The sequence below is a fragment of the Micromonospora lupini genome (assembly GCF_026342015.1).
Lineage (GTDB): Bacteria > Actinomycetota > Actinomycetes > Mycobacteriales > Micromonosporaceae > Micromonospora > Micromonospora lupini_B.
Genome location: NZ_JAPENL010000001.1, coordinates 214,270 through 226,310, shown reverse-complemented (window position 1 = coordinate 226,310; position 12,041 = coordinate 214,270). Strand labels below are relative to the sequence as shown.

Annotated in this window: 6 protein-coding genes and 2 riboswitches; of the genes, 3 read left to right on the top strand and 3 right to left on the bottom strand. The window is 71.8% G+C overall.

Features of this window, described 5'->3' with window-relative positions; genetic code table 11:
* Positions 1-28 precede the first annotated feature (28 nt).
* Together OOJ91_RS00975 and OOJ91_RS00970 are read right to left on the bottom strand one after the other, a co-directional pair.
* Positions 29-1,024, bottom strand: coding sequence for a ribonucleotide-diphosphate reductase subunit beta (locus tag OOJ91_RS00975; protein WP_266241399.1), 996 nt, complete (start codon positions 1,022-1,024; stop codon positions 29-31).
* Between the two features lie 38 nt (positions 1,025-1,062).
* Positions 1,063-3,444 carry a ribonucleoside-diphosphate reductase subunit alpha gene (locus OOJ91_RS00970; protein ID WP_439117042.1) on the bottom strand — a complete coding sequence of 794 codons (2,382 nt, stop codon included), beginning with the start codon at positions 3,442-3,444 and terminating at the stop codon, positions 1,063-1,065.
* A gap of 154 nt (positions 3,445-3,598) precedes the next feature.
* A riboswitch (cobalamin riboswitch) is annotated at positions 3,599-3,817 on the bottom strand.
* A gap of 153 nt (positions 3,818-3,970) precedes the next feature.
* Positions 3,971-4,111, top strand: a riboswitch (cobalamin riboswitch).
* Between the two features lie 35 nt (positions 4,112-4,146).
* On the opposite strand from OOJ91_RS00970, the gene OOJ91_RS00965 reads away from it, so the two are divergent.
* The 3 genes from OOJ91_RS00965 to OOJ91_RS00955 are packed head-to-tail and all read left to right on the top strand — an operon-like array spanning position 4,147 to position 5,719.
* The gene (locus tag OOJ91_RS00965) at positions 4,147-4,350 is read left to right on the top strand and encodes a CbtB domain-containing protein (protein WP_266241397.1); all 204 of its coding nucleotides are present in this window, start codon (positions 4,147-4,149) and stop codon (positions 4,348-4,350) included.
* Positions 4,341-5,111 carry a CbtA family protein gene (locus OOJ91_RS00960; protein WP_266241396.1) on the top strand — a complete coding sequence of 257 codons (771 nt, stop codon included), beginning with the start codon at positions 4,341-4,343 and terminating at the stop codon, positions 5,109-5,111. The genes OOJ91_RS00965 and OOJ91_RS00960 overlap by 10 nt, the downstream gene beginning before the upstream one ends.
* Complete coding sequence (locus OOJ91_RS00955) at positions 5,108-5,719, top strand: histidine phosphatase family protein (RefSeq protein WP_266241395.1); 612 nt, start codon at positions 5,108-5,110, stop codon at positions 5,717-5,719. Before OOJ91_RS00960 ends, OOJ91_RS00955 begins: the two co-directional genes overlap by 4 nt.
* A 586-nt stretch (positions 5,720-6,305) precedes the next feature.
* On the opposite strand, the gene OOJ91_RS00950 is transcribed toward OOJ91_RS00955, so the two are convergent.
* A complete protein-coding gene (locus tag OOJ91_RS00950) occupies positions 6,306-11,891 on the bottom strand; it encodes a GH92 family glycosyl hydrolase (RefSeq protein ID WP_266241394.1) in 5,586 nt (1,861 codons plus the stop codon).
* Between the last annotated feature and the right edge of the window lie 150 nt (positions 11,892-12,041).

Below are 12,041 nucleotides of genomic sequence, written 5' to 3'. Positions count from 1 at the left end.
GTGGGGAGGGGGTGGGGTGGGGGTCCTCCTAGAAGTCGTCGTCGAAGGCCACAGTCCCGGTCACCCCCACCTGGTACGCCGACACCCGCCGCTCGAAGAAGTTGGACAGCTCCTGCACGTCCTGCAACTCCATGAAGGCGAACGGATTGGCGGACCCGTAGTGCGGGGCGATCCCGAGCTGGGCGAGACGTCGGTCGGCGACGTGCTGGAGGTACTCCCGCATGTCCGCGAGGGTGAGACCGGGCACGCCCTGGCCCACCAGGTCCTCGGCGAACTGGACCTCGCACTCGACGGCCTCGGTGAGCATCTGACGGACCTGGTCGGCGAGATCGTCGTCGAACAGGTCGGGCTCCTCGGCGCGCACGGTGTCCACCACGTCGAACGCGAACGCCATGTGCATGGACTCGTCGCGGAAGACCCAGTTGGTGCCGGAGGCCAGGCCGTGCAGCAGGCCGCGGGAGCGCAGGAAGTAGACGTACGCGAACGCGCCGTAGAAGAACAATCCCTCGATGCAGGCGGCGAAGCAGATGAGGTTGAGCAGGAACGCGCGCCTGTCGTCGGAGGTCCGCAGCTCTCGCAACTCCCCCAGTGAGTCGATCCAGCGGAAGCAGAACTCGGCCTTGCGGCGGATCGAGGGAATGTTCTCGATGGCGGCGAAGGCGGCGAACCGCTCGGTCTCGTCGGGCACGTACGTGTCGAGCAGGTTGAGGTAGAACTGGACGTGCACGGCCTCCTCGAACAGCTGCCGGGACAGGTAGAGGCGGCCCTCGGGGCTGTTGACGTGCTGGTAGAGGTTGAGCACCAGGTTGTTGGCGACGATCGTGTCGCCGGTGGCGAAGAACGCCACCAGGCGGCTGACCAGGTGCCGCTCGGCCGGCGACAGCTTGTCCAGGTCGGCGAGGTCGGCGTGCAGGTCGACCTCCTCGACCGTCCAGGTGTTGCGGATCGCGGCGCGGAACCGGTCGAAGAAGTGCGGGTAGCGCATCGGGCGGAGGGTGAGGTCCATCCCGGGGTCGAGCAGCATGTGCGTGGTCCTCGTGTCGGTAGTGGTGTCGGGAGCGGTCACTGGCACGCCTCGCACGACTCGGGGTTCTCCAGCGAGCAGGCGAGCGACTCGGCGTCGACGGCGACGGCGAGGGGTGCGACGGCGACGGGTGCGACGGCGCTGACGGTGGCCTGCTGGATGCGCGTGGCGGGGCGCGAGCGTAGGTAGTAGGTGGTCTTCAGCCCGGTCTTCCAGGCGTACAGGTACATCGAGGAGAGCTTGCCGATAGTGGGCGAGGCAAGGAACAGGTTCAGCGACTGGGACTGGTCGATGAACGGCGCGCGGGCGGCCGCCAGGTCGATGAGCGCCCGCTGCGGCAACTCCCACGCGGTGCGGAACAGCTCCCGCACGTCGGCCGGCAGCTCGGTGACGTCCTGCACCGACCCCTCCGCGCGCCGGATCGCCGAACGGATCTGCTCGGTCCACAGGCCACGTGCCTTCAACTCGCGGACCAGGGCCGTGTTGACCTGCAAGAACTCCCCGGACAGGGTCTCGCGCTTGAACAGGTTGGACACCTGCGGCTCGACGCACTCGTAACAGCCGGCGATCGAGGCGATCGTCGCGGTCGGCGCGACCGCCACCAGCAGGGAGTTGCGCAGCCCGTACGCCCCGACCCGCTGGCGCAGCGCGGCCCAGCGTGCGGTCTGCGTACCGTCGACACCCCACAGGTCGGGCTGGAGCTGGCCCCGCGCGGCCCGGGTCTGCGCGTACGCCGGATGCGCGCCGAAGTCGCGCGCCAGGTCGGCGGAGGTCTCCAGCGCGGTCAGGTACAGCTCCTCGCTGATCCGGGTGGACAACTCTCGCGCGGCCGGCGAGTCGAACGGCAGCCGCAGCGCGAAGAACACGTCCTGAAGGCCCATCAGCCCGAGACCGACAGGCCGCCAACGGGGGTTGCTCGCCGCCGCCTGCGGTGTCGGGTAGTAGTTGATGTCGATGACCCGGTCGAGGAACGTCACCGCCGTCCGGACGGTGGCGCGCAGGCGCTCCCAGTCGATGCCGCCGTCGGCGACGTGGGCGGCGACGTTCACCGAGCCGAGGTTGCACACGGCGGTCTCGGCGTCGCTGGACACCTCGATGATCTCGGTGCACAGGTTGGACAGGTGCACCACGTTGCCCGGCTCGGCGGTCTGGTTGCACAGCCGGTTGGCCGCGTCCTTGAACGTCATCCAGCCGTTGCCGGTCTGGGCCAGGGTTCGCATCATCTTGCCGTACAGCTCCCGCGCCGGCAGTTGTCGCACGTAGCGGCCCTGCGCCTCGGCGGCCCGGTACGCGGCGTCGAACCGCTCCCCCCACAGGTCGGGCAGCTCGGGCACCTCGTCCGGGTCGAACAGCGACCACACCTCGTCGGCCTCGACCCGCCGCATGAACTCGTCCGGGATCCAGTTGGCAAGGTTCAGGTTGTGCGTACGCCGGGCGTCCTCGCCGGTGTTGTCCCGCAGTTGCAGGAACTCCTCGATGTCCGGATGCCACGGCTCCAGGTAGACGCAGGCGGCGCCCTTGCGCCGGCCACCCTGGTTGACCGCCGCCACGCTCGCGTCCAGGGTGCGCAGCCACGGCACGATCCCGTTTGACTGCCCGTTCGTGCCGCGGATCAGCGCGCCCCGGGAGCGGACCCGGGAGTACGCGAGGCCGATGCCGCCGGCGAACTTGGACAGGTTGGCGACCTGGGCGTAGCGCTGGTAGATCGAGTCCAGTTCGTCGCGCGGCGAGTCGACGAGGTAGCACGAGGACATCTGGGTGTGCCGGGTGCCGGAGTTGAACAGCGTCGGCGAGCTGGGCAGGTAGGCCAGGCTGGACATGAGCCGGTAGAAGTCCACAGCCTCGTCCGGCGTACGGGACAGACCGCAGGCCACCCGCAGCAGCCAGTACTGCGGGGTCTCCAGCACCAATCGGCTGGTGGGGTGGCGCAGCAGGTACCTGTCGTAGACCGTGCGCAGGCCGAAGTACTCGAATCGGCGGTCGCCGTCCCGGTCGATCGCGTGGTCGAGGGTCGCGGCGTGCGCGGCGACGAACGCGGCGGTGTCGTCACCGATCAGGCCCTCGGCGTGGCCCGCCCGGATCGCCGCGCTGAACGAGGTGACGCCCTGCCGGCGTACCTCCCGCTCGATGTGGCTGGCCAGCAGCCGGGCGGCGAGGCGCGAGTACTGCGGCTCCGTACCGATCATCTCGGCCGCGGTCTGGATGGTCAGCCGGTCCCGTTCGGCAGTCGTCGCGCCGTCGTACAGGCCGCTGATCGTGCGGGTCGCCACCCGCAGCGGGTCGACGTCGGGCAGGTCGTCGGCCCAGCGCTCGACAGTGGCGACGAGCGTGCGCACGTCCGCCGGTTCGCTGCCGCCGTCGCGTTCGCGGACCTGCGACGGCGTACGCCGGAGGGCCGTGTCGCCGCCGGCCGGGGTCACCTCGGTAACTGTCACCACTCACTCCTCGCGAGCTTGAGGACCTGAAGGCCCTCGGCGCGAGGAGGCCGACACCGGCGGACGCCACGCCGACGGGGCGCGGATCCGGAAGGCGTCGGCCGTCCCACGCGGCCTCGGACCACCGCCCACCCGGATGCGGGTACGCGGCGCGCTGGCAGGTCTTCGGACTCGCGGGCACGACCGGGGTCGCCCGGTCACCTACCGGCCGTCGCTTCCCAGGCCAGATGGCGGCCCAGTGCTGATGACGGCTGTCGTTCCCACTCACCGCTGCGGGGCAGTCCCGGACTTCCACCGGGTTCCCTCTTGCGTCGGCCACCCTGGGTTGAGTGACCGAACCAGCTGCGGTCGACACCATATATAGGGGCGACCACGTTTGTCACACCCCACATGTCGGGGCCGGGCGTGTCGCGCTCATCCGTGACGGCAGTCGTCGATCCGCCGGCGCGCGCAGGCGAGCGAGCGTCGGCGGCGTCGTGATCGGACCCCGCCGCCGGCTTGACCGAGGAGAACCGGCACCGATACGGTCGACCCACTATCTGCGGCGACGCGAGGGAAGCCGGTGAGAATCCGGCGCGGTCGCGCCACTGTGAGCGGTCCCCGACCCCGGGGGCCGCGAGCCAGGACGCTCGGTCGTCCGCAGCCTTGCGATGGGGACGCGTCATCCCCGAGGAGGTTCGTGCACGCATGTCCAGTTCCACGTCCAGCCAGCCGCTGGTGCACCCCGCTGCCCCGACCCGTCTCCTGTGGACGGTCCTGGCCACCGTCGCCGTGCTCACCCTGCTGGCCTATCTCGTCGCCTTCGACCAGGGCGCGGTCTCGCGCAGCGGGATGTACCTGCACGAGCTGATGCACGACGGCCGGCACCTGCTCGGTGTCCCGTGCCACTGAGCGGCGCCGGCACCGCACCCACGTTCGTCACGGTTCTCCTGCGCGGGCTGCTCGCCGGCCTGGTGGCCGGCCTGCTCGCGGGAACGTTCGCCTACGTCGTCGGCGAACCACACGTCGAGGCGGCCATCGCCATCGAGGAGGCGGCGTCACACGCCGAACCCGCCACCGGCGGGCACCAGCACGACGAGGAAGCCCTGGTCAGCAGGAACGGCCAGCGTGGTGGGTTGTTCCTGGCCACCGCGCTGTTCGGCACCGCGATGGGTGGCCTGCTGGCCACGGCGTACGTCCTGCTGAACCGGCGGCGGCGGACTGTTGACGACGGGCGGTCCGGGCTGCTGCTGGCCGGCGGCGCGCTGCTCGGCGCGGTGATCGTGCCGTTCCTCAAGTACCCGCCGAACCCTCCGGCCGTCGGCGACCCGGCCACCATCAACCAGCGCACGGTCACCTACCTGCTGCTGGTGGTTCTCGGGCTGGTGGCGGTCTGGTCCGGTGCGCTGGGCTACCGGTCGGTCGGCGCACAGGCGCCGGTGTGGCAACGCGCCGCGGCGGCGGTCGGCGGTTTCCTGCTTGTCACAGGCGTGGCCTACGTGGTGCTGCCGTCGTTCCAGGAAGTCCCGGGTGACTTCCCCGCCACGCTGCTGTGGAGCTTCCGACTCGCCTCCCTCGGCACCCAGGTGGTGCTGTGGACCGGGATCGGCCTGCTCTTCGCAGCCCTGATGCACAGGCAGCGCGCGCTCGCCGACGCACGACTGGCCGGGTGAGCGCCACCAGCCTGCGGCTGGTCGCCCACGGTCACACCGCCGCCCTGCGGCGGGCCCGGTTCGGCGGGGACGACGGACTGGACGAGGGGGGCCGACGCGCCGCCCTCGCCCTGCCCGGGCTGGACCGGCGGGCGTCGTCGAGCGACACCGACGCCTGCCTGTCCAGCCCCGCCGTGGCGGCCGTCCAGACCGCGTACGCCCTCGGCCTCGCGCCCGCCGTCGAGACGGCGCTTGCCGACTGCGACTACGGCGACTGGACCGGCCGGTCGCTTGAGGAGGTTGCCGCCGCGCAACCCGACGCCCTGCACGAGTGGTTGTCCACCCCGGACGCCGCGCCGCACGGGGGCGAATCCGTCGCCGGCCTGCGCGAGCGCGTCGGCCGGTGGCTCGACGGACAGCGCGGCCTCGGCCGACGGGTCACGGCCGTCACCCATCCGCTCGTGATCCGGGTGGCGGTCGTGCACGCGCTGGGCCTGCCGCTGGCGACCTACCGGCAGCTGGACGTGGAGCCGTTGGCGATCGTCCGGCTCACCGACCACGGCCGGCGGTGGCAGCTCCGCCTGAGCGCGCCACCGGGATCCGCGGCGGCGACACCGCCGAACCGGTGACAAGGGCCGGGAGCCGCCCCTGTAGAGCTGCCCCGGACGTGGGGCAGCGGCACGGACGGCCCTTGACGGACGCACTGGCCTGACGGACGGACGCCCCTCGCGGACGGCCCTCGCGGACGGACCTCGCGGACGCGCCTCGCGGACGGACCTGGCGGACGGACCTCGCGGGCGGCCCTCGCGGACGCGCCTCGCGGACGGACCTGGCGGACGGACCTCGCGGGCGGCCCTCGCGGACGGACCGCGGAGCGGATGAACCCGTGAGCGGTATACCGCAGAGGTATGAATATGACTCTGCGGTATACCGGCCAAGGGCGACAGTGCCGTGCCGGCGGCGCGGATCGGCCGCGCCACAGCGCGGCAGGCACGCCAGCAGCGTCCGTTCTGCAAGCCGGGCCGCACCACGCGCGCTGCCCCGGCTGCCAGCGGATCGGCCCCGCGACGGGCGGGCCACGACGCGCGGACCACGACGCGCGGACCACGACGGACGAGCACCGAGGCCGGACGGCCACCGTGGCTCGATGGGGCCCGTCGCGCCGACGTCGGGCGGGCCGTGGAGCACGGCCCGCCCGACGGTGTCACCTCCGGCTCACCTCGCGCCGGTGACGGTGAACGGTGCGGACACCGCAGTCGCCGAGGTGACACCGGACAGCGTCACCCGTGTCGCGCCCGGCTGCGCCGAATCCGGAACGCTCACGGTCGCGCCGGCGACGACGCCGTCACCGTTGGCGCGCACCGTGCCGACCCCACGGCCGTCGCCGAAGCTGACCGTGATCGCCTCGTTCGGCGCGAACCCGGAGCCGTCGACCGTGATCGACGTACCGCGTGGTCCGGACGTCGTGGGCAACGACACGCGCGGCTGGTAGGCCGGGCTTCCCGATCGCGAGGTCACCTGCACGGTGGCCGTCGCCTGCGTACCGGAGGAGGCGCCGGTGGCGCGGACGGCGTACCTGCCCGGGGGCGTGTCCCCCGCCGTCGTGACGGTGGCGCGGACCGTGCCCGTCGCGGACGCCGGGACCGTCACGCTGCGCGTCGTGCCGGCGGCCAGGACCACAGTCACCCGTTCCCCGGCGGCGAACCCGCTGCCGTCGACAGTGACCGCGTCACCGGCGGTGACCGGCTGGGTGCCGGACACCGCGAGTGCCGGCTGGCGCCCGGTACGCCGGACGGTCACGGTGAACGTGGCGGTGCTGCTCGACAGCGTGTCCCACGCGGTGACGTGCACCGTGTAGGTGCCCTCCCTCGCGTAGGTGTGCTGGCCGCTCAGCGCCCCGGCCGCGCCGACCGTGACGTCGGCGGGAACCGTCCCGTCGCCCCACTGGACACGGGCGTGGTAGCCGGTGAAACCGGGTACCCCTCCGGTCACCGAGCCGAGGTTCGCCGCGAGGACCTGCCCGGCGTCGACGCTCTGGTCGGCGGGGGCGGCGGTCACCAGCGCGGCGGAAGGCGTGCCGTCGTCGGCGACGGCGAACACGTGGATGCGGCCCGCCGAGCGGGGATCGCCGGTCTGCGTCGGCAGGGTCACCGAGACAAGCGTTCTGCCCTCCGGGATCTGGTACGGCGCGGTGGCGAACAGGAACGGCTGGGCGCCGTCACGGCTCGTGCCACTGAGCCGGTACGCGGATTTCGCGACAACGATGTTGCCGTACGACGGGGTGCCGTTGGCGTTGCCGCCCAACGTCCAGTCACTCAACTGGATCGGAATGCTGGCGGTGCCACCGTCGCTGAACGTGGCCGTGGCGGTGGTGCTCTGGTTGCCCTGCGTACCGGCGCCGACGAACGAGATGCTCCGGGCGTCGGAGGGCAGGTGCAGAGCGATGGTCGCGCCGTTGCCTGTGGCGTTGTCCGGTTGTCCCGCCGGGATCTGCGGCAGGGTGAAGCTCAACGCCGTGCCCGGGACCTGGTGTCGCTGCCCCTGGGTCACGCCGGCCGCCGCGAGGGCTGCCCGCGAGTACGCCCACGACTTCGCGTCGCAGTCCGCCGCGAGGGTGCCCTCGTCGCCGACGCACACGGTGTCGAACGCCGCGGCGAGACCGGAGTCCGGCGCGTACGCGACGTCCACGCCGACAGTCACCGAGCCCTGGCCGGCGCCGTCGGTCACCGTGACGCTCGCCTGGTGGTACCCGGGCGTGGTGTAGGTGTGTGCGCCGCTGACGCGGTAGACGGCCCGCGAACTCAGTGTCAGGGTGCCCTCGGTGGCCGGTGAGCCGTCACCCCAGTCGATCGTGGCCCGATAGTCGTCGGCGTCGCCGCCGGTGACGGTGGCCAGTGCCACCGTCGCGGGTGCGCCGGATCGCGCGGTCGCGCCGTCCGTGGCGGTCACCGTGATGTCACCGCCGCCCAGGTCGAGGTCTCCGCCGGCGAGCAGCTCGATCTCGGCGAGGGTCGGCTGTGCGGCGCCGGCGGTCCTGGTGACGACGAGGCGGAACTGGGAGTACCGCCCCGGCTTGTCGATCCGGAACGGCCGGGTCTGGTTGCGCCAGCGGAAGACCTCCCCCGTGCGGGAGTCCAGGGTGCTCCAGGTGAGGCCGTCGGTGGAGCCCTGCAGCCGCCAGTCCGCCGCGTCACCGGCGCCCGCGCCGGAGGTGAGCGTGTAGTAGGTCGGCTTCTGGCGGCCGCCACGGGAGGCCCAGCTGATCTGCGGCGTGCCCGTCGACGCGGTCAGCTGCGTGGTCGACGAGTCGTCGAACAGCGCCGCCGCGTCCTGACCGCCACTCGTGGTGGCGGTGCCCAGGCCGGGCCCGGTGACGTCCTGCAGCGGCTCGGGCGCCGCGTCGCCCTTCGTCAGCGACGGCGGCACGTCGTTCCGGCCGGTGCCCCAGGACGACGGGTTGGGCCCCATCTGGAAGTCGATCGTGGCGCCCCGGGCGAGCGCGGACACGTCGACGGACACCCCGTTCTGCTTCTTGCCGTTGACCCGCACGCTCTGCACGTACACGTTGCGGGTGCTGTTGTTCGCGGCGTTGACCACGATGTCGCCTGTCGTGCGGTGGACGGTCATCCTGGTGAACTGCGGCGAGCCGATGGCCCAGTGGGTCGAGCCCGCCTGCAACGGGTAGATGCCCAGCGAGCTGAGGACGTACCAGGCCGACATCTCCCCGTTGTCCTCGTCGCCCAGGTAGCCCTGGCCGATCTCGCTGCCGACGTACAGGCGCTGCATGATCTCGCGCACGATCGCCTGCGTCTTCGCCGGAGCGCCGGCGACGTCGTACAGGTACGGGATGTGGTGCGACGGCTGGTTGCTCATGCCGAGCTGACCCAGGCGCACCGCACGGGCCTCGAGCATCTCGTGGATGACGCCCCCGTAGCCGCCGGGGCGGTCGGCGTTCTCCGGCGTGGCGAAAAAGGTGTCGAGCTTGTCGCGCAGGGCCTTCTGCCCGCCGTACAGGTTGATCAGGCCCTGCGGGTCCTGCTGCGCGGTGAACGCGAAGTTCCACCCGTTGGTCTCGGTGTAGACGCCGCCCCAGTCCAGCGGGTCACCGGCGAGGAAGGCGCCGGTGGCGTCCCGACCCTGGAACAGCTTCGTCTTCGGGTCGAACAGGTGGACGTAGTTGCGGGCCCGCTCCAGGAAGTACCGCGACTCCTCCTTGAGCCGGTCACGCTCCGACTTCGGCGTGGCCGGGTCCTTCGCCAGGGCGGCGGCCATGTTCCCGATGCCGTAGTCGTTGATGTAGCCCTCCAGCGCCCACGACACCGACTCCCCCGTGGACGTCGGCGTGTAGCCGAGGAACAGCGACGTCTCGATGCCCTTGCGGCCGACCGCGCCGCGGCCGGACGCGACTGTCGCGTCCTTGACTGCCGCGTCGTACGCCGCCAGCGGGTCGGGCAGCTTGACCCCGCTGAGGTACGCCTGCGCGAGCGCCACGTTCGCGCTGGTGCCGGTCATCAGGTCGGCGTAGCCGGGCGACGACCAGCGGGCGATCCAGCCGCCGTCACGGTAGTGCTGGACGAAGCCGTCGGAGATCCTGGCGGCGACGTCCGGGTAGAGCAGCGCGTAGGCGGGCCACACGGTGCGGTAGGTGTCCCAGAAGCCGTTGTTCACGTAGATCTGGCCGTCCACGATCTTCGCGCCGGTCCGGGTGTCGCTCGACGTGCCGGTCGGCGCGGACACCGGGCTCGCGTACTGCCAGTGGGGTGCGCTGGCGGTGCCCGTGTTCTCCGACTGCGAGTTCGGGTAGAGGTTCAGCCGGTACAGGTTCGAGTACATGGTGACCAGCTGCGTCTCGGTCGCGCCGCGCAGCTCGACCCGGCCGAGCCGGTCCTTCCACGCCGCGGTGGCGGCCGTGCGGATCGCGTCGAAGCTGCGGCCTGTCACCTCCAGGTCGAGATTGCGGCGGGCCTGGTCGACGGAGAGGAACGACGTCGCGATCCGCATGGTCACCTGCCGCTCGGCGGAGACGTCGAAGGTCGCCGACGTCGCCGTGGACGCCGTCGGCGCCCGGTCGAACGTGCCGGAGACGAACATGCGGCTGCGCCCGGCGGACAGGCCACTTCCGTTGTCGACCCAGCCGGTGAACGTGCCGTCGGCGCCGATGGTGAAGGTGCCCTTGGTGAAGACGAGGCTTCCGGTCGCCGGACCGGGGCCGAAGGTGAACCGCATGATCCCGGCGTGGTCGGTGGGTGACATCTCCGCGACCAGGCCGCTCTGCGTCGTGACCCGGTAGAGGTCCGGCTGTGCGACCTCGTCGTCGTGGCGGAAGGCCAGTGCCCGGCTGGCGGGTGACCCGGTGAGCGGACCGTCGCCGGCCACCGGCATCACCGACATCTGGTTGCGGTCGCCCATCCACGGGCTCGGCTCGTGGGAGATCGCGAGGCCCTGCAACATCGGCAGGTTGGCCGCGTTGTTGGCGCGGTGATACTCGTACTCCCAGGAGTCGGAGGTCGCGTCGGTCACCGGGGTGAAGAAGTTGAAACCGTTCGGCACCGCGGTGATCGGCAGGTTGTTGCCGCGCGAGAACCCGCCCGTCGAGTTGGTCCCGCGCCGGGTGTCGACGTAGGGGGTCAGCCGGGAGCCGTCGATCGCCGTCGGCGATCCGGTCACCTCGACGTCGTCGAGCCAGCCCTGGAACCGGGTCTCCGAGGTGGCCCGCGGGTCGTCGTAGGCGAGCAGGATGCGGTCGATCGTCTTGCCCCGCGCGACGGTGCCGAGGTCGGCCCGCACCGCGTTCCACTGGTCGGCGTAGAGCACCTTCGACGCGCCCTGGCCGGCCGCCGTCAGCGGGTAGCCGTGCTGGTCGACGGGCTTGCGTCCGCTCAGGTAGCTGCCGTCGGTGAAGTGCAGGTCGACGGCGGCGTACGTGGACGGGTACCGCGCGTCCTGGCCGGTGAACTCGGGGAAGATCCGGTAGGACAGGCGGGTGTTCAACCCGACCGGGATGTCGACGTCGAACAGCCTGTTCGTCGCGTACGAGCGGCCGTCGGCCTCGGCGCCGCCGGAGTAGCGCAGCGCGGCCAGCCCGGTGAAGCCGACGCTCGGCTTCGTCGTGTAGCCGCCGACCGGCCCCGGGCCGACGCCGCTGACCATGGGCGTGGCGGGCGGGCGGACGTCCGAGCCGTCGCTGATGTCCCAGCCGGCGAGCTGGGTGAGGGAGTCGCCGGAGTTCGCGGAGATCAGCAGGCGGTACCAGCCGTACGCCGTCGTGTTGGTGGCGCGGTAGGTGTTCGTGGCGAACCGTTTGGCGAAGCGCTGCTGCGTCTGCCGGTCCAGGTCCGTCCAGGTGCTGCCGTCGGTGGACCCCTGGAGGGTGAAGTCGCGGGGGTCGCGGGTCGGTTCGTCGTCGGCAGAGGTCAGCGCGTACCGCGTCACGACCGCCGGCTTCGCCAGCCGGTACGTCACCCAGCCGGCCGCCTCGAACGCCAGCCACTTGGTGGACGGGTTTCCGTCGGCGAGGTTCGCCGCGATCTCGTTCGGCGCGTTCTGGGCGCTCGCGGTCACGGCGTCGACCTGGCCGAGCAGGCTGCCGGGAAGGTTCGCGCTGCTCGATCCGCTCAGGTTGCCCTGCACGGGCCGGCCCGACCTGTCGACCTCGACGGTGCTCGTGGCGGGTTGCGGGTCGGCCGACTCGAATGACGAGCTGAAGGAGCCCGGTGGGGCGGCGCTTGGCGCGGCGTTGGCCAGGGGCGCGGCGACGACCAGGCTCAGCGGCAGCAGGGCGGCGGTGGTCGCGGCGGCCATCCGGAGGGACACGGTGCGCGCACGGGGGAGATACGGCATGGGGGCGGGGCCTTTCGACTCGATCCGGTCGAGTACGTCGTACGGGGGGATGGTGGTTGCGGTGGTCGATCGTGGACGGACGGGCCGACCCTGACATCGTTGTCATCGGAC

Coding starts and splice junctions, on each gene's coding strand:
- OOJ91_RS00975 (WP_266241399.1), bottom strand. CDS start 1,024: ATGCTGCTCGACCCCGGGATGGACCTCACCCTCCGCCCGATGCGCTAC.
- OOJ91_RS00950 (WP_266241394.1), bottom strand. CDS start 11,891: ATGGCCGCCGCGACCACCGCCGCCCTGCTGCCGCTGAGCCTGGTCGTC.
- OOJ91_RS00965 (WP_266241397.1), top strand. CDS start 4,147: ATGTCCAGTTCCACGTCCAGCCAGCCGCTGGTGCACCCCGCTGCCCCG.